This is a genomic window from Streptomyces synnematoformans (genome assembly GCF_039531005.1).
Lineage (GTDB): Bacteria > Actinomycetota > Actinomycetes > Streptomycetales > Streptomycetaceae > Streptomyces > Streptomyces synnematoformans.
Genome location: NZ_BAAAPF010000113.1, coordinates 1 through 20,468 on the forward strand (window position 1 = coordinate 1; position 20,468 = coordinate 20,468).

At 72.5% G+C, this 20,468-nt stretch carries 17 protein-coding genes; 7 read left to right on the forward strand and 10 right to left on the reverse strand.

Translation table 11 applies throughout. The annotated features are described in order from the left end of the window. Positions 1 to 229: 229 nt before the first annotated feature. From ABD317_RS17925 to ABD317_RS17965, 9 genes are all read right to left on the reverse strand, one after another. The gene (locus ABD317_RS17925; RefSeq protein ID WP_344290976.1) at positions 230 to 1,579 is read right to left on the reverse strand and encodes a hypothetical protein; all 1,350 of its coding nucleotides are present in this window, start codon (positions 1,577 to 1,579) and stop codon (positions 230 to 232) included. Positions 1,580 to 1,694: 115 nt separating this feature from the next. Next, complete coding sequence (locus ABD317_RS17930; RefSeq protein ID WP_344290977.1) at positions 1,695 to 2,768, reverse strand: hypothetical protein; 1,074 nt, start codon at positions 2,766 to 2,768, stop codon at positions 1,695 to 1,697. 120 nt (positions 2,769 to 2,888) lie between these two features. Then, positions 2,889 to 3,902: a substrate-binding domain-containing protein gene (locus tag ABD317_RS17935; RefSeq protein ID WP_344290978.1), complete on the reverse strand. Its 1,014-nt coding sequence runs from the start codon at positions 3,900 to 3,902 to the stop codon at positions 2,889 to 2,891. A gap of 265 nt (positions 3,903 to 4,167) precedes the next feature. After that, on the reverse strand, positions 4,168 to 6,711 hold the full coding sequence (locus ABD317_RS17940) for a hypothetical protein (RefSeq protein ID WP_344290979.1): 2,544 nt from the start codon (positions 6,709 to 6,711) through the stop codon (positions 4,168 to 4,170). After that, the gene (pstS, locus tag ABD317_RS17945; protein WP_344290980.1) at positions 6,695 to 8,458 is read right to left on the reverse strand and encodes a phosphate ABC transporter substrate-binding protein PstS; all 1,764 of its coding nucleotides are present in this window, start codon (positions 8,456 to 8,458) and stop codon (positions 6,695 to 6,697) included. Before pstS ends, ABD317_RS17940 begins: the two co-directional genes overlap by 17 nt. A gap of 3 nt (positions 8,459 to 8,461) precedes the next feature. Further along, a complete protein-coding gene (pstA, locus tag ABD317_RS17950; protein ID WP_344290981.1) occupies positions 8,462 to 9,790 on the reverse strand; it encodes a phosphate ABC transporter permease PstA in 1,329 nt (442 codons plus the stop codon). Positions 9,791 to 9,872: 82 nt separating this feature from the next. Beyond that, on the reverse strand, positions 9,873 to 10,865 hold the full coding sequence (gene pstC / locus ABD317_RS17955; RefSeq protein WP_344290982.1) for a phosphate ABC transporter permease subunit PstC: 993 nt from the start codon (positions 10,863 to 10,865) through the stop codon (positions 9,873 to 9,875). A 104-nt stretch (positions 10,866 to 10,969) separates the two neighbouring features. Next, complete coding sequence (locus ABD317_RS17960; protein ID WP_344290983.1) at positions 10,970 to 11,347, reverse strand: YegP family protein; 378 nt, start codon at positions 11,345 to 11,347, stop codon at positions 10,970 to 10,972. A gap of 234 nt (positions 11,348 to 11,581) precedes the next feature. After that, a complete protein-coding gene (locus ABD317_RS17965; RefSeq protein ID WP_344290984.1) occupies positions 11,582 to 12,259 on the reverse strand; it encodes a PH domain-containing protein in 678 nt (225 codons plus the stop codon). A gap of 129 nt (positions 12,260 to 12,388) precedes the next feature. On the opposite strand from ABD317_RS17965, the gene deoC reads away from it, so the two are divergent. The 3 genes from deoC to ABD317_RS17980 are packed head-to-tail and all read left to right on the forward strand — an operon-like array spanning position 12,389 to position 15,723. Further along, entirely contained in the window at positions 12,389 to 13,357 is a 969-nt protein-coding gene (deoC, locus tag ABD317_RS17970; RefSeq protein ID WP_344290989.1) for a deoxyribose-phosphate aldolase, read from the forward strand. 6 nt (positions 13,358 to 13,363) lie between these two features. Next, positions 13,364 to 14,797 (forward strand): aldehyde dehydrogenase family protein, encoded by a 1,434-nt coding sequence (locus tag ABD317_RS17975; protein ID WP_344290985.1) that lies wholly within the window; start codon positions 13,364 to 13,366, stop codon positions 14,795 to 14,797. Further along, positions 14,794 to 15,723 carry an aldehyde dehydrogenase family protein gene (locus ABD317_RS17980; RefSeq protein ID WP_027756228.1) on the forward strand — a complete coding sequence of 310 codons (930 nt, stop codon included), beginning with the start codon at positions 14,794 to 14,796 and terminating at the stop codon, positions 15,721 to 15,723. Before ABD317_RS17975 ends, ABD317_RS17980 begins: the two co-directional genes overlap by 4 nt. Positions 15,724 to 15,949: 226 nt before the next feature. Here the strand turns inward: ABD317_RS17980 and ABD317_RS17985 are convergent, their stop codons facing one another. Continuing rightward, complete coding sequence (locus ABD317_RS17985) at positions 15,950 to 16,852, reverse strand: SigE family RNA polymerase sigma factor (RefSeq protein ID WP_344290986.1); 903 nt, start codon at positions 16,850 to 16,852, stop codon at positions 15,950 to 15,952. Between the two features lie 222 nt (positions 16,853 to 17,074). On the opposite strand from ABD317_RS17985, the gene ABD317_RS17990 reads away from it, so the two are divergent. The 4 genes from ABD317_RS17990 to ABD317_RS18005 form a co-directional block, all read left to right on the forward strand. Then, positions 17,075 to 17,752 carry a response regulator gene (locus tag ABD317_RS17990; protein WP_027756226.1) on the forward strand — a complete coding sequence of 226 codons (678 nt, stop codon included), beginning with the start codon at positions 17,075 to 17,077 and terminating at the stop codon, positions 17,750 to 17,752. After that, the gene (locus ABD317_RS17995; protein WP_027756225.1) at positions 17,749 to 19,287 is read left to right on the forward strand and encodes an ATP-binding protein; all 1,539 of its coding nucleotides are present in this window, start codon (positions 17,749 to 17,751) and stop codon (positions 19,285 to 19,287) included. Before ABD317_RS17990 ends, ABD317_RS17995 begins: the two co-directional genes overlap by 4 nt. Then, on the forward strand, positions 19,284 to 19,877 hold the full coding sequence (locus ABD317_RS18000) for a hypothetical protein (protein ID WP_344290987.1): 594 nt from the start codon (positions 19,284 to 19,286) through the stop codon (positions 19,875 to 19,877). Before ABD317_RS17995 ends, ABD317_RS18000 begins: the two co-directional genes overlap by 4 nt. 202 nt (positions 19,878 to 20,079) lie before the next feature. Continuing rightward, positions 20,080 to 20,468: VanZ family protein (locus tag ABD317_RS18005; protein ID WP_344290988.1), on the forward strand; the 389-nt coding region annotated here is incomplete at its 3' end.

Genomic DNA, 20,468 nt, shown 5'->3' on the forward strand with positions numbered 1-20,468 from the left:
GGCTCGCCGGCCGGCGCCCTGCCGGGCCGTCGAGCCGGGCCGGGCGGCGGCCCGGGCTGCCGCGCGTCCGGGGCACCCGTCTCGGGGGGCGATGAGACGACGGTCACGGGGAGGCGCTCCTCGGTCGGCTGGGCGGGTCGGGTGGTCGGACGGGGCGGGGGTCAGGACCGCGTTCGGGCCCCGGCAGGCAGCGGGTGCGTGGGGACACGCCGCCGCCCCGGTGCGTACGTCAGGCGCGCGGGGTCGCGCCGAAGGTGAGCAGCCGGCCGGAGCGGTGCGCCCAGTACACGGCGCCGGCGCCGCCCGTCATCAGCAGGACGGACACGACGGCCAGGTCGAGCGCGCTGCTGCCGGTGGACGCCAGCGGCAGGTCGGACCCGCCGCCGGAACCCCCGGTGCCGCCGCCCGCACCGCCGCCGGCCCCGCCCGCGGCACCCCCGGCACCGCCGGAGCCGCCGCCGTTGTCACCGCCGTCGGAGTCCCCGCCGTCGGAGTCTCCACCGCCGTTGTCACCGCCGCCTTCGCCGATCATGAACGGGAAGTCGAGCTTGACGCCGCTGTCGGCACCGGTGAAGGAGAGCGTGTACTCGCCGTCCGCGATGTCCTCCGGGATGGTCACCTCGTGCTCCGTGACGGAGCCCTCGGCGTCGGCCGCGACGTCGGCGAACTCCCCGCCGGAGTCCGGGATGGTCACCTGCACGGCCTCGTCGGCCCGGAAGCCGCCCGCGGTGACCAGTACCTTCTGGCCGCCTTCGAGCTGCGCGTTCTCCTGCAGGGCGTCGCCGTTCTCCGCCTGGACCAGGATCGTGGGCTCAAGCACCTTGAAGTAGGTGAGCGTGTCGGAGCTCCCCTTGAAGTCGGCGATGTTGTCCGGCACGAACCTCGCGACGTAAGGAATGCTGCCCGAAGCCGTGCCGGCGCTCTGCTCCAGTTCGGCCGTCCCGTTCCGCAGCTCGACGGCGGTCTTCCTGTTCTGATAGTCGAACTCCACGTGCCCCTCGGCGTCGGCCGGGGTGACCTTGGCGATCAGCTTGTACGGCTTGTTGACGACGACCTGCTTGGCCGGCTCGGCGGACAGCTCGATCGTGGTCTTCACCGCGTCCGGGCTCCCGACCTCCCACGTGTCGCCCGTCACCGTGATCGGCAGGAGGAAGTTGTTGCCCGCCACGTAGTTGCCGACGCCGTTGAGGCACCGGATGTCGATCTGGTAGACGCCGTCCGCGGGATCGGCCCCCAGCAGCCCTCCCAGGGAGTTCGCGGTGTCCGGCATGCCGATGGTGAAGGGCGCCTCCCCGTAGGGAGCACCGTCGGTGACCTGGACCGCGAGGGCACCCGCAACCGAGGAGTCCGGCCGCAGCACCAGGATGTGCGCCTTCTCCTTGTGCGTGTCCGGGCACGCGCCGTCGACCGTCACCTCGTCGAACATCGGCGCCGTCGAGAGGTCTCCGCTCGACGGCGTCAGCGTCACGGAGCCCGTCAGGGCCGCGCCGGCCGGCGCCGCGGTGCCGAGCAGCGCCGCGCCCAGGCCCAGGGCCAGCGCGAGCACCGTCCCGAGGGCGAGTTGCATTCTTCGCTTCATGATGGATTCCCATGGAGTTGCGGTGGACTTCCCCGGTCCGGCCGGGAAGCAGGACGCCGCTCAGCCGGGCACCTGGCGGGTGCCCGGCTCTGCGGTCAGGTGTGGCGCTCGGGCATCACCACCACCAGGAGACGCGGAACGCGAACGCGACCTCGACGCCGCTGTCGGCGCCGGTGAGGGTGAGCGCATGACGGCCGTACCAGAGGTGCTTCGGCACCGTCAGCTCGTAGCCGGTGACGACGCCCCGGTCGTCCGCCGTGGCGTCGGCGAACTTCCCCCGGGCACGGGGGATCGTCACGTCCACGGCCTCGCCGGGGCGGAAGCCCTCGGCGGTGACCTGCACCCGCTGCCCGCGCCTGAGCTTGGCGCCCTCCTCGATGACGTCGCCGTCCTCCGAGAGGACCTGGATCGCGGGCTTGAGCACGCTGAAGTAGCCGAGCGCGGTGGAACTCGACCGGAACTCGGCGCCGTCGGCCGGGAGGAACGTGGCGGTGTACGGGATCTCGCGCACCGCCGACCCGGCGGTCGCCGCCAGCTCGGCCACGCCGTTCCGCACCTCGACGCGGGTGGTGCGGTACGAGCCGAGGTCGGTGAACTCCACGACGCCGGTGGCGTCGGCGGGAGTCACCGTGGCGGTCAGCTTGTACGGGGTGTTGACGACCGTCTGCCCGGCCGGCTCGGCCGACACGTCGAGCGTGGTCTCCACGGCGTTCGGGGCGCCGGCCTCCCACGTGCCGCCCGTCACCGTGATCGGCAGGAGGAAGTTGTTGCCCGGCACGTAGGTGCCGCCGCTGTTGAGGCACCGGATGTCGATCTGGTAGACGCCGTCCGCCGGATCGGTCCCCAGCACGTCGCCCAGGGACCGCGCGGTCTCCGGCATGTCGATGGTGAACGGCGCCTGCGCGTAGGGGGCGCCGTCGGCGACCTGGGTCGCGAGCGCGCCCGCGACGGTGAAGTCGGGCCTGAGCACGAGGACATGCGCCTTGTCGGCGTACGCGGCAGGGCACGCGCCGTCGACCGTCAGCTGGTCGACCATCGGTTTCGTGGTGAGGTCCCCGCTCGACGGCGCCGCTGTCACGGTGCCGCGCAGCGCCGCGGCGGCCGGCCCAGCCGTGCCGAGCAGCGCCGCGCCCAAGCCCAGGACGAGCGCGAGCACGGTGCCGGGGACGATACGGAATCTTCGCTTCATAAGTGTGAATCCCCCCAGGGATGTGGTGCGGGTTCCGTGCCCGGCCGGGCAACCGGCAGGCGCCCGGCCGGGCACGGGGCTCAGTGGCGTGGTGTGTGTGGTGGGTGTGGTGCGGTTACGTCACTCGTTGCCGGTGAGGAGGACCTCGCCGCAGTTGGGGCTGGCGGCGAAGCCGAACAGGGCGCGCTGCTCGACGGCCGCGGACGAGTCGTCGCACAGCTCGGCGTCCGCGCCGGTGAAGACGCGGTCGATGTCGGGCTCCCCCAGCCGCGAGGTCTGGAAGACGTTGTAGACGTCGCGGTTGATCGGGAAGCTCGCGTTCATCTCCCCGCCGACGACCGGCTCCGTCCCGTTGACGGTCTGCAGCAGAGCGTCCCCGCGACGGTCCACGACACCGGTCTCCGCCGAGTTCGTCTGCGCGATGTACTGGGCGATCGAGTACGGCGCGATGTCGCTGGCGCGGGTCAGGGCCCGGCCGTCGTGCTCCTGGACCTGGTCCCCCTCGCCGTTGACATCCGAGACGCAGGACGGCGGGTTGTCCGGGTCGATGCCCACGGTGTCGGACCAGAAGTCCCGCGTACCGGAGCCGTCCTGCGGGATGAGCGGCGTCACCGTGACGCCCTCGACCTCGGTGATCTGGCACTGGTAGATGCCCTGCAGCTCGGCCAGGGTGAAGTTGTGGCCGTTCATCGGGCTGTCGCCGCGCACGGCCGGGCTCACCGCGTCCAGCGCGACCGGCACGAAGGTGAGGTCGTCACCCGCCACCCTGGGGCCGCGGGAGGAGCGGCCGAAGTCGATGCAGCCGGTGCCGGCGTCGATGTCGTTCAGCAGAGCCTCGATACCGGCCGAGGAACCGTTCGGACGGTCGATCACGCAACCGCTGGGCCGCGTCTGGATCGTGTCGCCGCCGAGCGCGTCGTAGGACGCGATCAGCTGGTCGTCCGGGGTGAAGTCGGGGTCCGCGACGACGGAGGCGATGCCGTTCGTCACGTCCTGGGTGGTGTCGGAACCGACGACGACCAGCTGACGGAACTCGCCGGTCGGCGGGTCGGCGTGGGCGGGCGCCCCCATCAGGCCGATACCGAGGGCCGCGGCACCACAGAGCACCGCCGCCCGCTTGATGTTCACGTTCACTTATTCCTCCACGATCGGATGGAATGACATGTCACGTGCGCTTGACCACTCCGAACGGGACTCGCGGCCCCTCCGGATGCCCCCGGCACATTCACCGGGCGCCCTCTCAATCTGGCTCCCCGAGTTCCTTCTCGACAACAAATCCCTACTGCTCGTCCGATGAAATTCCACCTCCGGTAAGTGCCGGAGAAGTTCTCCCGCGGAGATCCCTTGTTCACCATCGGATCGCACCCGGGGGGCCGAAATTCACCTCGTGTTTTCTCCGTCAGCCCGGTGAATCGGCGATGCCCTGCGCCCGGGCCGCGCGGACTGCCGCGAGGCGCATCAGCGCGGGGCCAGCGAGGGCGCTGGCGACGGCGAGGATGAGGACGGCGAGCAGGACCCAGCGGATAATGCCGAGGATCGTCTCGGGCGTGGACGGGCCGGTCTGGGCGACGTTGTCCGCATCCGCCACGTCGCCCTGGTTCGAAGCCGGGTTGTCCCCGTCGCCGCCGGAGTCGCCGGCGCCTCCGCCGCCGTCCTCGCCACCGCCGGTGGCGGAGCCGTCCGTACCACCGCTAAGGCCGTCGCCCGCGCCGCCGTCCAGGCCGCCGCTTCCGCCGGCACCGCCGGCACCGCCGGCACCGGCGCTTCCGCCGGTGCCGCCGGAGTCACCGCCGCCGTCGGGTGTGTGGCCGGCTTCGAGTGCGTCGGCGGCGTTGCGTGCCTGGTCACGGAGGTTGTCCGGGAGCGGGGCGTAACCGTAGGGCAGTTGGCCGTTGCTGAGCCCCGGGGTTTGGCCCCGTCCGACCGCGTACCGGATGTAGTCCGCGTAGTCCTTGCGGACCGTCTTCTCCATACCGGTGGAGGCGATGGCGTGGGTGAGGCTGGTCAGGGGGTAGGCGCCGTCGTCTGCGTCCGCGGGGTCGAGGCCCAGGACGCCCGACTTGTCGGCCTTCATGGCCCCCGCGCCCTTCAGCAGCGCAGACTCGGTCGGGCTCACCCAGTTTCCGTCGGCGTCGGGGAGTTCCGCGGTCTGCAGCCCGTACCGGTCGGCGGAAGCGGTATCCACGAGGCCGAGCTGAATTCGCATACCGACATTCTGCGGGTTGTTCTCGGTAAGCCCTTCCGGGTCTCCCTGGTGGTCCCAGGTAGTCGCCACTCCTGACCTGCCCCGGCGGACGTCCTTCGCGATCCCGTGCAGGCTCTCGCCGTAGGGGCGAAGATCCGAGAGACGGTACCGTTCTTCCCTTTCCTTGCATTCAGACAGGCATGTCCGCGGAACCCCCTCGGACGGGTCACTCTGCGGGTAGTAGTCGAGGGGAAGATCGAGATCTTTGTAGTAGGAATTGATCTTCATTCCCCACTCGTCTGCCTTTCCCGAGAAGAAGGCACGGGCATCGTCATCGCTCTGCAGCCACCGCCACAGCTGCACAGTCATGTCCGACGCATCGGCAGGGACGATCAACCCCTCTGGGGCCGTGACGGCGGTCTTGAAGCGTCCTTCGAGATGGGGGTTCAGCTCGTAGAACTCGGGATCCTCCAGCAAACTCCTGGGATTGTCCGCGACATGAGGCTGGCGGGGCACATCTATCGTTTCGATGACCTTGCCGTCCTCGTCCCTGATGTAGTCTTTGTCGACTACGTCGCCGTCGGGGACGTCCAGCCGGTACGAGTTGGTGAGGAGTTTCGCGATCAGCCGTGGATTCAGCCGCAGCCGCTTGACCGGTACGCCGTTCATCTCCTCGAAGAAGTAGCCGACCGCCAGCCCGGAGAGGGCCACGGGAGCGTGGACGAGCGGTGGGTCGCCCTCCGAGGGCTCCGCCGACGCGGCGGCGAGGCCCAGTTCGCCGCTCGGGGAGGCCGCCTCGCGGCCTTGGACGTCCGTGGCCTGGGAGTAGCTGTAGGTCGAGTCGCTGGAGGCGCACAGGATGCGGTTCCACGAGAGTGCGGCCTCTTCCACCATCTCCGTGCCCGTCACGCCCCGCTCGTCCTGACCGAGCGCACAGGTTCCCTCGACAGACTGGAAGTCCAGCTTCACCGCCATCCGCTGGTTCCAGTTGGTCGTCGAGAGCGCCGAGCTGGTCAAGTCCTGGCTGGGACCGGCCAGGCTGCCGTCCGTCTGGTGCTCGCCGCGCGGGACGATGACCAGCCAGCACGGTCGTGGCCCTTGTCCCTGCACCTCGGCGCCGCAGCCCAGCCAGTCGGACTCGCTGGCACTCCGCATCTCGAAGACCGTCTCGCCGGTGCCTTCCGTGCTGGTCATGGTGAACGGCTGGGCGTTGGAGGTGGTCGGTCCGAAGTACGACGTGGAGTCGTGGACGTCGGTCGCCCCCCCGTCGACTGGCTGGAAGGGGACGAAGCCGACACCGGATGAGGTATACGGATACTCCGTCTCCGCGGGATCGTATTGGTTACCGGTCTCCGCGAAGCCGACCCGCCGCCCACCGACAAAAGCGCCGGCCTCCAGACCGCCGAAACCGAAGTCGCAGTGCTCGCGGTCCGGCCCTTCGGGGCCGGTGTTCTCGTCGCCCCAGCACTGCATGAGCTGCAGGTAGTTGTGCTGGCCGGTAGTCGTGGTCGTCGGCTTTCCGCCCTTCCATGTGACCCGCACGCCCTCGTCGCGCAGCTTCTGCGTCTTGTGGACCGTCACCTCCAGGCCCTCGAACTCGCTGCCCGCCCTGGCCTTGACGGTCTTCGCCGAGTCGTCGCCGTCCGCGGCGCTCGCGCCGCCGCCGCCCGTCGGCAGCAGCACGAGACCCACGGCGGCGGCCAGTGCCGTCAGCCCGGATATCAGGCGGACTCCGCCCCGCCTACGCAGCGCGTCCACGGCGCCTCCTTCGGTTGTCGAGGTAGCGGGAGATCACCGGCGGCGTGACCACGACGCCGAGGAGCATGGCGGCGGACAGCAGCATCAGCGCCGTCCGCAGCCCCCAGGTCGGTTCGGCGCCGATGCCGACGTTGGTGCCGAGCACCTCGGAGCCTGCGCCTCCGGTGCCGCTGTCGAGCACCTCGCCGGTCTCGGGGTCGATGACGGCGCCGTCGCCGGCGCCGCCGTCCGCCCCCGCACCGCCGTCGCTCCCGGCGCCGTCGCCGGAGCCGTCGCCGTCGGCCACCCGGCCGCCGCCGTCGCCGGTGTCGTCGGCGGCCGGGCCGCCCGCCCCCGGGCCGCCGGAGCCGCCATCCGGACCGGCACCGCCGCCGCCGTTCTTGACGGGGGTCGATTCCTTGGCGCCGCCGGTGCCGGTGGCGCACTGGCGGGGGCCGCCCTTGCGGTCGCACTCGGGCGGGTAGGGGGCGTTCTTCAGCAGGGTGTTGGTGCCGTCCGGGCCGATGGTCGGGTTCTCGCAGTCCCGCAGGTTCCCCGGGTCCTTCTTCTGCGCCCCCGGCACCTTGTTGACCTGCTCGTAGCCGGCTTCGACGAGGTTCTTCGGCAGCGGCGAGTAGCCCAGGTCGTCCGCGTTCTGCTGGCCCTGGCAGAGGAAGTAGTGCCCGAAGGCGCCGATCGCCTTGCCCTTTGCTCTGGTGAGCCCCTCCTCCAGCTTCGTCGGCAGGATGATGTAGCTGTAGCTGGAGAGCGGGTAGGTGCGCTTGTCCCGGTCGCGGTAGACCTTGTCCAGGATCTGGGTGAGGTACATCACCGAGTTTTCGTTGTCGTTGATGTCCGCTTCGGTCAGCGCCACCGCGACCGAGGACGCGGTCGGCTCGACGTAGTAGCCGGACTTGTTGAGCACCTTCGCCACCGGGAACCGGGCGTTGCGGGCGTAGGAGTACTCCACGTACGTGATCGCGCCGATGCCGTGGTCCTGCCGCACGTAGCTGGAGACGCCCTGCGAGCCCGACTGCGAGATGAAGCCCGAGCCGGGCATCGTCGGGTAGTTCGACGTCATGCCGCAGGGGGTGGCCCGTCCCGCCTTCCGGCAGTAGTCGTTCCACTGGCCGCCGTGCATCTGCGACATCCACTCGGTGAACTGCGCGGAGGTGCCCGAGCCGTCCGAGCGGACGACGGGGACGACCTTGACCCGCGGCAGGTTGAGGCCCGGGTTGTCCGCGCGGACCGCCTTGTCGTTCCAGTATTTGATCCTGCCGGTGAAGATGCCGGCGACCGTCGAGCCGGACAGCCGGAGGTTGGTCACCTTCCGGCCGCCGATCTCCAGGTTGTACATGAAGGCGGTGCCGCCGGCGACGATCGGCATGTAGGCGTACTTCCGCTTGGGCGGTGCCTCGGTCTGGCCGGTCGCCGAGTCCTTGAGCCCGTACGGGATCTCGGAGACGCCGAAGTCCACGGTGCCGTGCCGGAACTCCTTCCGGCCCTGGCTGGAGCCGCTGTCGTCGTAGTTGACGGACATGCCGTACTGGCGGACGTTGGAGATCCACTCCTGGATCGCGTTCGCGCTCCAGCTCGACCCGGTGCCGCTGATCTTGACGTAGCTCGCGCCGTAGGCCCGCGGCATGTCCAGGCTCAGGAGGGCCGCCAGCAGCAGTGCCAGCCCGGTGGCCAGCGTCGGCCAGCGCGTCCGCCTCGGCAGCCGGGCCGGCGGCCGGCCGCCGCCCGGGGCGGCGTTCGGGTACAACACGGCTCACTCCTCCTTCTCGGTGGTCTCGGCGGCCTTGCCGGTGGCCTTGCCGGTGGCCTCGTCGGCGGCCGTCCCGGTGGCGGTGCCCGGCGTGCGCGGCCGGTGTTCCGTGGCGGCTCGCTCTGCCGTACGGGGCCGGTCCTCGATCCGGCGCAGGTCCCGGCGCGACCCCTTGACCCGGCGGTGCTGCTGACGCCGCGTCAGCTGGCCGGGGCCGCGCCCGCCGAGGACGCGGGCGAGGACGAAGAGCAGCAGCACCAGCGCCATGAGCGTCGCGGCGGCGCCGAAGCCGCGGGCGATGTACGCGGGCTCCGGGGACTTCACCAGGTTGAAGGCGGCCAGCGGCAGCGACGTCATCGCGCCGTCGGTCGGGTTGTTGTTGCTCACCGTCGTGTAGCCGGCGGTCAGCAGCACCGGCGAGGTCTCGCCGATGCCACGGGCGGTGCCGAGGATCACGGCGGTCGTCAGGCCGGAACGGGCGGTGGGCAGCACGACGTGCCACACGGTGCGCCAGCGCGGCGAGCCGGTGGCGTACGCGGCCTCCCGAAGGGTGCCGGGCACCAGGCGGATCACCACGTCGGCGGCGCGGATGATGATCGGCAGCATCATCACCGACAGCGCCAGGGCGGCGGCCAGACCCGACTTGTCCAGGCCGAGGGCGACGATGGCCATGGCGTAGATGAACAGGCCCGCGACGACGGAGGGCAGCGCGGTCATCGCCTCGACGATGGTGCGGACGAACCGCGAGAAGCGGCCCGGGACCTCGTTGAGGAACACCGCGCACACCAGCCCGGCGGGCACCGTGATCACCAGCGCGATGGAGATCTGGATGAGCGTGCCCACGACGGCGTGCCGAATGCCGCCGACGGTGATCGGGTCCAGCGGGCCCGCGTGCACCATGTCCTCGGTGAAGAAGTTGAGGTGCCGGAGCGCCTCGCGGCCCTCCCACAGGGTGTAGACGACCACGAAGACCAGCGCGGCCATCATCAGCACGGCGAGGCTGTGCACGACCACCGTGACGATCCGGTCGGCGACCGCGGGGCCGTCCTCGTCGAAGGAGACGAGCAGCGCGTACAGGCCGACGAAGAGCACGAAGGCGATCACCACGAACGCCAGCGCCCCGGTGAACGGCGCGAGCCGGGTGAAGAGCAGCCCGGTGACGCTCAGCGAGGCCGCCGCCGCGCCGAGGACCGCGTACGCGTCGGTGGCCCGCAGCGTCGCGGTGCTGCGGCGCTCCTCCGGGCCCCGCGTGCGCCGGGCCGCCTCCGGCCCCGCGGCGGGGACGGTGGTGGCGGGGGCGGACGGGGGTGCCCCGGGGGGCAGCGTTTTCATGCGCGGCGGCCCTTTCTGTTCGCGGGTCGGCTCACAGGTCGGGTGGGGGGTGCGGGTGAGGTGGCGGTGCGGTGGGCGGCGGTCAGTCCGTGGCGGCGCCGGAGCGGCTGCGGGCCACGATCGAGGAGGCGATGAAGTTGACGACGAGGGTCACGAGGAACAGCGCGAGACCGGCGGCCATGAGCGCGGACATGCCGAACTCGCTGGCCTCCCCGTAGCGCAGGGCGATCAGCGCGGAGACGGAGTTGCCGCCGGCCTCCAGCACGTGCCACTGGATCTCGAAGACCGGCGAGATGATCATGTAGACGCCGATGGTCTCGCCCAGCGCGCGGCCCAGGCCGAGCATCGTGCCGCCGATCATGCCGCCGCGGCCGAACGGCAGCACGACGGAGCGGATCATGCCCCAGCGCGTCGCGCCGAGCGCCAGCGCGCCCTCCCGCTCGCCGACCGGGGCCTGCGAGAAGACCTCGCGCATGATGGAGCAGATGATCGGGGCGACCATCATCGCCACCACGATGCCCGCGATGAACGTCGAGGCGGTGTAGACGGTCTCGGTGGCCAGCGGGTCCTTCGGGTCCGCGCCGGTGACCTCGAACGGCGGGAACCAGCCGCAGTACGTGGACAGCCAGCGGGCCAGGCCGACCACGTTGCCCTGCAGGAAGAACAGGCCCCACAGCCCGTAGACCACCGAGGGCACCGCGGCCATCAGGTCGACCAGGCTGATCAGGGCGCGGCGAATCCGGTCGGGCGCCATCTCGGAGATGTACAGCGCGGTGCCGAGCGCCAGCGGCACCGCGACGAGGATGGCGACCGCCGCGATCAGCACGGTGCCGACGAGGACCGCCGCGATGCCGAAGTTGCCGGAGTCCGGCTCCCAGGTCTCGGTGGTGACAAAGCCGGTGCCGGCCTCCTCAAGCGCCTGCCACGCCTGGTAGGCGAGGAAGCCGCCCACCAGCGACATGATCGCCAGCACCAGGGCACCGCCGCCGCGCAGCCCGCCGCGGAAGATCCGGTCGGCCGGCCCCGAGTCGGCGTGCAGGCGCCGGGGCGTGTCCGTGGGCACGTGTGTGGTCACGGACCGGACCCTCGCCAGCGGTCATGGACACGCACGGACAGGGAGGTGAACGAGGTGTCCCGTGGGGGCAACCTTCCGAAAGCGGCGCACGTCAGGCCAGGCCGTCAGCCCGCGTCGATGGCGATGGCGACGTCGGATTCGAGCAGCGCGCAGAACTTGCCGAACGCCGAGCGGCAGGTGGAGTAGCGCTCGTACGGCCGCGCCGCGACCGCCACCGCCTCGCCGTCCGCGCTGCGTAACTGCCACACCCAGCCGTTGGCCTCCGGGCCGTGCTGCATCGCTCCCACGTGCGCCGCGTGGTGGGCGCGTAAGTCCTCGAAGGCTGACCGGCAGGCCGTGAAGTCCGGATAGCCGTGGGCCGACACGGCCACCACCCGCCCGTTGGGCGCCACCAGCCGCCAGCCGTAGCCGCTCTGCGCGCTGGCGCCGATGTGACAGCGCGCCCCGGGCGCCGTTCTTCGGCCGACACGAGCCCGTGCCATCCGGTACCCCGCCCCATCTCCCCCGTATCGTTGCCGCCGATTGGCCCCCGCTGACGCGGCCGGTCATGCCGCAGGCGCAATCTATGGAGATGCGGGCCGCACCGGGAGAAATCAGGGGCCGCGGAAGCGACCTCTCACGACGAAGTTGCCCCTTGTTCACGGGGGTGTCACGAACGGCGCAACCGGCCGGCCGGGGCCGGACCGGGCCCGGCCGGGGCGGGCCGGGCCCGCCGCTCAGCCGACGGCGATGGCGATGATCAGCGCGATGCCGCCGGCGACCGCCGGGGCCAGGATCTCGTACGCCCAGCGCACCGACACCGGGCCCTGCGCGCCCTCGCGGTCGGCGTACACGTGGGCCAGCTCGCGCAGCTCGCGGATCGACTTGTCGCCCGACGGGGTCAGGTCGTCGGCCGCCGGGTCCGGGTCGGCGCCCGAGTCCCCCGGGCGGCGCAGCGCCGGGTCCGACAGCGCCAGGCGGCTGGACGGGCTGAACAGCCCGCCGCCGGCCGCGCGGTCGCGGCGGCGGTTCGCCTTCTTGCGGGCGCGCATCGAGACCGGGATGGCCCACATCTGGTACGTGGCGTCCTCGGTGACGACCTCGCTGGAGTAGCGCGCCCTGATCTCCTCGACCCGCCCCCACGGGATCACGATCGTGCGGAACGGGTTGCGCACCCGCAGCCGCTCCTCGCTCGCGTACACCACCGGCCGCAGCGTCAGCGCCACCACCAGCGGCACCCCCGCGACCAGCGCGGCCAGGGCGACCGCCCGGGCCTGCCCGCTGCCGCGGACCACGGCGTCGCCGCCGAGCCAGCCGCCGAGGACGAGCAGGAGGACGCCGGCGGCGATGCCGGCGACGGAGCGGTAGGCGCGGTCGGCGTACTTCGGCCGGGCGGCCTGGGAGTCCTTGCTCATGCCGCCGTATTCTGCCCGACGGTCCGGATTCCGGACATCGCACCGGTATTGCGGTCCCGCATCGATCCCCCGGGTCCGCACGTACCCTCCCCGGGACGCTACGCGGGTAGATATGCTCGTGTGGTGACCATGCCCCGCATACCCACCGCAGCCGCGGGCCCGCCGGCGTCCCTCGCGGACGTGACGGCCTCCGACGGCGCGCTCCGCCGCTTCCTGCACGGGCTGCCCGGCGTCGACCCGGTCGGTCTGGAGGCCCGCGCCGCCGCCCTGGGCACCCGCTCCATCAAGACCACGGCCAAGGCGTACGCCCTGGATCTGGCGGTCTCGATGATCGACCTGACGACGCTGGAGGGTGCCGACACCCCCGGCAAGGTGCGCTCGCTGTGCGCCAAGGCCCGTACCCCCGACCCGACCGACCGCACGACCCCGCAGGTCGCGGCCGTCTGCGTGTACCCGGACCTGGCCGCCACCGCCGCCGGGGCGCTGGCCGGCTCCGGGGTGCGGGTCGCCTCGGTCGCCACCGCCTTCCCCTCCGGCCGCGCGGCCCTGGAGGTGAAGCTCGCCGACACCCGCGCGGCGCTGGCCGCGGGCGCGGACGAGATCGACATGGTCATCGACCGCGGCGCGTTCCTCGCCGGCCGCTACCTGGAGGTCTACGAGCAGATCCGCGCGGTGCGGGAGGCCGCCGGCACGGCCCGGCTGAAGGTGATCTTCGAGACCGGCGAGCTGTCCACGTACGACAACATCCGGCGGGCGAGCTGGCTGGGCATGCTGGCCGGCGCGGACTTCATCAAGACCTCGACCGGCAAGGTCGGCGTCAACGCCACCCCCGCCAACACCCTGGTCCTGCTCGAAGCCGTGCGGGACTACCGCGCCGCCACCGGCGTGCAGGTCGGGGTGAAGCCCGCGGGCGGCATCCGCACCGCCAAGGACGCGGTGAAGTTCCTGGTGCTGGTGAACGAGACGGCCGGCGACGACTGGCTGGACAACCGCTGGTTCCGCTTCGGCGCCTCCAGCCTGCTCAACGACCTGCTCATGCAGCGGCAGAAGCTGCGCACCGGCCGCTACTCCGGCCCCGACTACGTGACGGTGGACTGAGCCGAGATGACCAAGCTCTTCGAGTACGCGCCGGCGCCCGAGTCCCGCTCGGTCGTCGACATCGCCCCCAGCTACGGCATGTTCGTCGACGGCGAGTTCACCGAGGCCGCCGACGGCAGGGTCTTCAAGTCCGTCGCCCCGGCCACCGAGGAGGTGCTCTCCGAGGTCGCGCGGGCCGGCGAGGCCGACGTGGACCGGGCGGTCGCCGCCGCCCGCCGGGCGTTCGGCCCCTGGTCGGCGCTGCCGGGCGCGGAGCGCGGCAAGTACCTGTTCCGTATCGCCCGCATCATCCAGGAGCGCTCGCGCGAGCTGGCGGTGCTGGAGACGCTGGACAACGGCAAGCCGATCCGCGAGACCCGGGACGCCGACCTGCCGCTGGTCGCCGCGCACTTCTTCTACTACGCCGGCTGGGCCGACAAGCTCGGCTACGCGGGCTTCGGGGCCGACCCGAAGCCGCTGGGCGTCGCCGGCCAGGTCATCCCGTGGAACTTCCCGCTGCTGATGCTGGCCTGGAAGATCGCCCCGGCGCTGGCCTGCGGCAACACCGTGGTACTGAAGCCGGCCGAGACCACCCCGCTGTCCGCGCTGTTCTTCGCCGACATCTGCCGCCAGGCCGGGCTGCCGGCCGGCGTGGTCAACATCCTCCCCGGCTACGGGGACGCCGGCGCGGCGCTCGTCGCGCACCCGGACGTCGACAAGGTCGCGTTCACCGGCTCGACGGCCGTCGGCAAGGAGATCGCCCGCGCCGTCGCCGGCACCGACAAGCGGCTCACGCTGGAGCTGGGCGGCAAGGGCGCCAACATCGTCTTCGACGACGCGCCAGTCGACCAGGCCGTCGAGGGCATCGTCGGCGGCATCTTCTTCAACCAGGGCCAGGTGTGCTGCGCCGGCTCCCGGCTGCTGGTGCAGGAGTCGGTGGCCGACGAGGTGCTGGAGTCGCTGAAACGGCGGCTCGGCACGCTGCGGCTGGGCGACCCGCTGGACAAGAACACCGACATCGGCGCCGTCAACTCCCCCGAGCAGCTCGCCCGGATCACGGAGCTGGCCGAGGCCGGCGAGGCGGAGGGCGCGGAGCGCTGGACGGCGCCGTGCGAACTGCCCGGCAGCGGCTACTGGTTCGCGCCGACACTCTTCACCGGCGTGACGCAGGCGCACCGCATCGCCCGCGAGGAGATCTTCGGCCCGGTGCTGTCGGTGCTGACGTTCCGCACCCCCGCGGAGGCGGTGGCGAAGGCCAACAACACCCCCTACGGGCTGTCCGCCGGGGTGTGGACCGAGAAGGGCTCGCGGATCCTGGCGGTGGCCGACCGGCTGCGCGCCGGCGTCGTGTGGGCGAACACGTTCAACAAGTTCGACCCGGCCTCGCCGTTCGGCGGCTACAAGGAGTCGGGCTTCGGCCGCGAGGGCGGCCGCCACGGGCTGGAGGCGTACCTGCGATGAGCCAGGCGGATGCGAGGCTGTCGGTCCTCAAGACCTACAAGCTGTACGTGGGCGGGAAGTTCCCCCGCTCGGAGAGCGGGCGGGTGTACGAGGTGACCGCTGCGAAATCGGCCGGCGGCGCGGCGGGCAGGGGCCGGTGGCTGGCCAACGCCCCCCGCGCCTCCCGCAAGGACGCCCGCGACGCGGTCGCCGCCGCCCGCAAGGCCGTCGCCGGCTGGTCCGGCGCCACGGCGTACAACCGCGGGCAGGTGCTCTACCGGGTGGCGGAGATGCTGCAGGGGCGGCGCGAGCAGTACACGGCGGAGGTCGCCGACGCCGAGGGGCTGTCGAAGGCGAAGTCGGCGGCGCAGGTGGACGCGGCGATCGACCGCTGGGTCTGGTACGCGGGGTGGACCGACAAGGTCGCCCAGGTCGCCGGCGCCGGGAACCCGGTCGCCGGGCCGTACTTCAACCTGTCCGCGCCGGAGCCGACGGGCGTCGTCGCCGTCGTCGCGCCGCAGGAGTCGGCGCTGCTGGGTCTGGTGTCGGTGCTCGCCCCGGTGATCGCCACCGGCAACGCGGCGGTCGTGGTCGCCGCGGAGGAGCGGCCGCTGCCGGCGCTGTCGCTGGCGGAGGTGCTGGCCACGTCGGACGTGCCGGGCGGCGTCGTCAACGTGCTCTCCGGCCGCACCGCCGAGATCGCGCCGACGCTCGCCGCGCACCAGGACGTCAACGCCATCGACCTGACCGGCGCGGACGCGGAGCTGGCGCGGGAGCTGGAGGTCGCCGCGGCGGACAACCTGAAGCGGGTGCTGCGCCCGTCCGCTGATCCCGGGGGGACGGACTGGACGGCCGACCCGGGCACGGGGCGGCTGACGGCGTTCCTGGAGACGAAGACGGTCTGGCACCCGACGGGCAGCCTGGGCGTGGCCGGCTCGGCGTACTGAGGGCCCGCCCGCCCCGGCGCGGTCGCGCACACGGTGCGGGGCCGGGCGCACCCCCCGCGCGCCCGGCCCCGCACCGTCCCCCTGTCCCCCGGAACCTCCGAGCGCCCCCCGGCCCCCGTACAGCCCCGCGGTCTTCCCCCGTGCCCCCCGTTCCCCCGTATCCCCCGGTTTCCCCCGTTTTTCCCCTCCCGTGGCCCCGGGTCCCCCCGTCCCGGTCATCGGCCCGTCAGGCCACGAGTTCCTCGAACGACTCCTCCCGGTCCCGCCCGAAGCTCAGCGCCTCGTCGTCGCGCAGCCGGCGCAGCGAGCGCCAGATGCTGCTCTTCACGGTCCCCACGCTGATCCCCAGCACGTCGGCGATCTCCGGGTCGGTCCTGCCCTCGTAGTAGCGCAGCACGAGCATCGTGCGCTGCATCTCGGGCAGCCGCGCCAGCGCCTGCCAGAGCACCGCGCGCAGCTCCGTGCCGCGCATGGCGTCCGACTCCCCCGCCGACTCGGGGAGTTCCTCGGTCGGGTACTCCGCGAGCTTGCGCCGGCGCCACGCGCTGATGTGCAGGTTCGTCATCGTCCGGCGGAGGTATCCCCCCACCGCCGCCTTGTCACTGATCCGGTCCCAGGCCCGGTAGGTGGAGAACAGCGCGCTCTGCAGCAGGTCCTCCGCCTCGAACCGGTCGCCGGTCAGGTGGTAGGCGGTGGCGTACAGAGAGGCGCGCCGCTCGGCGACGTAGGCGGTGAACGCCGCGGTGCTGTCTGCCTCCGCGGCGGCCCCGGCCTGCGCGCCGGTCGGTTCCCCCGGCACCTCTCCGTACGCCCCCTTCCTCCCGCCGTCCCCCCCGGCCGTCCCGTCGTCCCCCGCGGTGTTTCCCCCGGTGTTCCCCCCTCGGTCCGCGGGCAGCCCGGTCCCCGCCGGCGGTGCGCCGGCTCCCCCGGGTCCCGTGCCGCCCCCGATGGCGACCATGTACGGAGGACGACGCCCGGTGCCGCGGCCGCACCCCCGCGCGTTCGCGGCACCGGACTCCCCCGCTCCGCGCACGGCGCGGGCGGGAGCCATCCCCTCAGCACTTCCCCCCTTGGCGTGCAGGCGCGTGTGAACCGCTGCGCTGGTGGTGCTGTCGTGCAGTGCGTTCATCTCACGCCCCCCGTCGGTGGAGTCTGCTTCGGTCGGCTTTCCGTGCCGGGCTTGCCCGACGTCTGAAATCCTGGCGTCCCGACTTCATCGCGCTGTCAGCCGACTGTCACAGGCGTGCAACAGGGAAGCGCGCCCCTTGCCCCGGTCCTCCCCGCGGGCCCGCCACCGGCCGCGATGACGTCGAACTCGCCCCTTCCGGCCCTCCCTGCCAGAATGACCCGCGTGCCTTCTCTGTTGCTGATCGAGGACGACGACGCCATCCGCACCGCGCTGGAGATGTCCCTCTCCCGCCAGGGCCACCGCGTGACCGCCGCGGCGACCGGTGAGGACGGGTTGAAGCTGCTGCGTGAGCAGCGGCCCGACCTGATCGTGCTGGACGTCATGCTGCCGGGCATCGACGGCTTCGAGGTGTGCCGCCGCATCCGGCGCACCGACCAGCTGCCGATCATCCTGCTCACCGCGCGCAGCGACGACATCGACGTGGTCGTCGGGCTGGAGTCGGGCGCCGACGACTACGTGGTCAAGCCCGTGCAGGGACGGGTGCTGGACGCCCGCATCCGCGCGGTGCTGCGCCGCGGCGAGCGGGAGACGACGGACTCGGCGACGTTCGGGAACGTCGTCATCGACCGCTCGGCGATGACGGTCACGAAGGACGGCGAGCATCTGCAACTGACGCCGACGGAGCTGCGGTTGCTGCTGGAGCTGAGCCGCCGGCCCGGGCAGGCACTGTCCCGCCAGCAGCTGCTGCAGCTGGTCTGGGAGCACGACTACCTGGGCGACTCCCGGCTGGTCGACGCCTGCGTGCAGCGGCTGCGCGCGAAGGTCGAGGACGTGCCGTCCGCGCCCACCCTGATCAAGACCGTCCGGGGCGTGGGCTACCGGCTGGATCCGCCCTCGTGAGTACGGGCCCCTCCGACACGCAGGGCCGGCAGGGGCTCGTACGCGGCTGGGCGGCGGGACTGCTGCGCTGGATCAGCCTGCGACTGCGTCTGGTCATCGTCTTCGCGCTGGTGGCGCTGGTCTCGGCGGTGTCCGTGGCCGGCATCGCGTACTGGCTGAACCGGGACTCGGTGCTCACCCGCACCCAGGACGCGTCGCTGAAGGACTTCCGGGAGTCGCTCAACGACGAGAGCGGCGAGCTGGACCTGCGCGTCGGCTGCTCCGACCTCGGCAAGGCCGCGCGGCGGCTGTCGGACACCACGCAGAACTACGACGTGATACTCGTCACCGACGGCAGCGCCGACGAGCCCGGCTGCGTGGAGCGCTCCGACCCGTCGTTCAGCCTGCGCGACGTGCCGAAGCCGCTGAAGTCCGCGGTCGACCAGCGGCGCGACGGCAAGTCGCCGTACCACCTGTACTGGCAGCGGGTGACGATGGACGGCACGCCGTACCTCGTCGGCGGCGCCCGGGTGATCGGCACCGACTGGACCGGCTACATGTTCAAGTCGCTCGACTCCGAGCGCCGCGACCTCAACTCCCTGGCCTGGTCGCTGGGCATCGCCACCGGCCTGTCCCTCGTCGGCTCCGCGCTGCTGGCGCAGGGCGCCGCGTCCACGGTGCTGCGCCCCGTGCAGCGGCTCGGCGAGGCGGCCCGGCGGCTCGGCGAGGGCAAGCTCGACACCCGGCTGCGGGTGACGGGCACCGACGAGCTGGCCGACCTGTCGCGGACGTTCAACCAGACCGCGGAGCGGCTGCAGCAGCGGGTGGAGGAGCTGAGCGAGCGGGAGAAGTCCAGCCGGCGCTTCGTGGCCGACATGTCGCACGAGCTGCGCACCCCGCTGACCGCGATGACCGCGGTGTCCGAGGTGCTGGAGGAGGAGCAGGAGAACCTCGACCCGATGATCGCGCCCGCGGTGCAGCTGGTGGTGCAGGAGACCCGGCGGCTGAACGACCTGGTGGAGAACCTGATGGAGGTGACCCGCTTCGACGCCGGCACCGCCCGGCTCGTCCTCGACGACGTCGACGTCGCCGACCAGGTCACCGCCTGCATCGACGCGCGCGCGTGGCTGGACGCGGTGGAGCTGGACGCCGACCGCGGCATCGTCGCGCGCCTCGACCCGCGGCGCCTCGACGTGATCCTCGCCAACCTCATCGGCAACGCGCTCAAGCACGGCGGCTCCCCCGTGCGCGTGTCGGTGCGCACCACGGCGGACGCGCCCGGCGCCGGGGACCTGCTGATCGAGGTCAAGGACAACGGCCCCGGCATCCCGGCCGGGGTGCTGCCGCACGTCTTCGACCGCTTCTACAAGGCGGACACGGCCCGGCCGCGCTCCGACGGCAGCGGCCTCGGGCTGTCCATCGCGGTGGAGAACGCCCGCATCCACGGCGGTACGATCACCGCGGCCAACGACCCGGCGGGCGGGGCGGTGTTCACGCTCCGGCTGCCGCGGGACTCGTCGGCGGCGGCGGAGGCCCTGGAGCAGGAGGACGAGTGAGGGCGGCAGCCTCGAACCGGCCGGTCTTCGCGGCCCTGACGGCCCTGGCGGCGCTCGCCGTCGCGGTGTCCGCCGCCGGGTGCGGGATCCGGCCCACCTCCGTGCCCGTGAGCGCGCGCAGCGCGCCCGCGCGGGCCGAGTGCGCGCCGGGCGGCCCGTCGCCGGCGGGGAGCCCGGCGGACGGCGAGACGCTGCGGCCGGTGTACCTGGTGTGCGGCAGGCAGCTGGCGCCGGTGCCCCGCGGCGTCCCCGACGACGTGACGGGTGCGGAGCTGGCCGCGCGGCTGCTGGCCGAGCTGACGCGGGAGCCGAGCGACGACGAGCGGGAGGCCGGCTACTCCACCGCCGTCGCCGGGCTGCGGGTGGTGGACGGCCGCTCCGGGGACCCGGCGGGCACGGTGCGGCTCAGCCGGGACCCGCAGACGCTGGGGTCGCCGGTGCTGGCGCAGCTGGTGTGCACGTACGCGGTGGGCGAGGACCGTACGGCTGTGCTGGCGGGGCCGGAGGAGGGCGACGAGCCGTACGCGTACCGCTGCACCGACGAGGTGATCCGGACGCCGGACAGCACCGTCGGCGAACCCGCCGCCTGAGCCGCCCCCTCACCCCTCGCCCACCCCTCGCTCACCCCGCCGGCGGAACGCGGGAACCGTACGGGGCGGCGGCGTCGTCCTTGCCTGCGTGCAGCGCCATGCGACGGGCGGAACGGCCGCCCTCAGATTCCGGATGGCCGGCGTTGTCCTCCTAGTCCTGCATCTGACCGCAGTCTGGTGGTTTACGCTCCGCCCCAACGCCGTGCCGTGGGTTGACGCGGCGAATCTGCGCCCGCTCACCACGATCCGGGCGGAGTTCGCCGACGACCCCTGGTCGGCGCTGCGGCACGTCGTCGAGTCGCTGCTCGTGCTGGCGCCCGCGGGGGTGCTGCTGCCGCTGGTGGGCGGGCGGGTGCGGGTGTCGGTGGCGGGCTCGTTCGCCCGTACCGTCTTCGCCGGCGCGATGCTGGCGCTGGTCGTGGAGCTGCTGAAGACGGCGGTGCCGGGGCACGTCGCGAACGTGGACACGATGCTGCTGCACATCCTGGGGATAGCGCTGGCACACCTGGCGGTGGTCCCGGCCGCCCGGGCGCGGCACCGCCGCCTGCGCCCGCCGGGGCGGGTGGCGGGAGCGGCGCACGGGGAGCGCGG

What these genes read in the sequence shown, in the direction of transcription:
- ABD317_RS17975 (WP_344290985.1), top strand. Translation starts at nt 13,364, where the DNA reads ATGACCAAGCTCTTCGAGTACGCGCCGGCGCCCGAGTCCCGCTCGGTC.
- ABD317_RS17985 (WP_344290986.1), bottom strand. Translation starts at nt 16,852, where the DNA reads ATGAACGCACTGCACGACAGCACCACCAGCGCAGCGGTTCACACGCGC.
- ABD317_RS17965 (WP_344290984.1), bottom strand. Translation starts at nt 12,259, where the DNA reads ATGAGCAAGGACTCCCAGGCCGCCCGGCCGAAGTACGCCGACCGCGCC.
- ABD317_RS17930 (WP_344290977.1), bottom strand. Translation starts at nt 2,768, where the DNA reads ATGAAGCGAAGATTCCGTATCGTCCCCGGCACCGTGCTCGCGCTCGTC.
- ABD317_RS17960 (WP_344290983.1), bottom strand. Translation starts at nt 11,347, where the DNA reads ATGGCACGGGCTCGTGTCGGCCGAAGAACGGCGCCCGGGGCGCGCTGT.
- deoC (WP_344290989.1), top strand. Translation starts at nt 12,389, where the DNA reads ATGCCCCGCATACCCACCGCAGCCGCGGGCCCGCCGGCGTCCCTCGCG.
- pstA (WP_344290981.1), bottom strand. Translation starts at nt 9,790, where the DNA reads ATGAAAACGCTGCCCCCCGGGGCACCCCCGTCCGCCCCCGCCACCACC.
- ABD317_RS17980 (WP_027756228.1), top strand. Translation starts at nt 14,794, where the DNA reads ATGAGCCAGGCGGATGCGAGGCTGTCGGTCCTCAAGACCTACAAGCTG.
- ABD317_RS17925 (WP_344290976.1), bottom strand. Translation starts at nt 1,579, where the DNA reads ATGAAGCGAAGAATGCAACTCGCCCTCGGGACGGTGCTCGCGCTGGCC.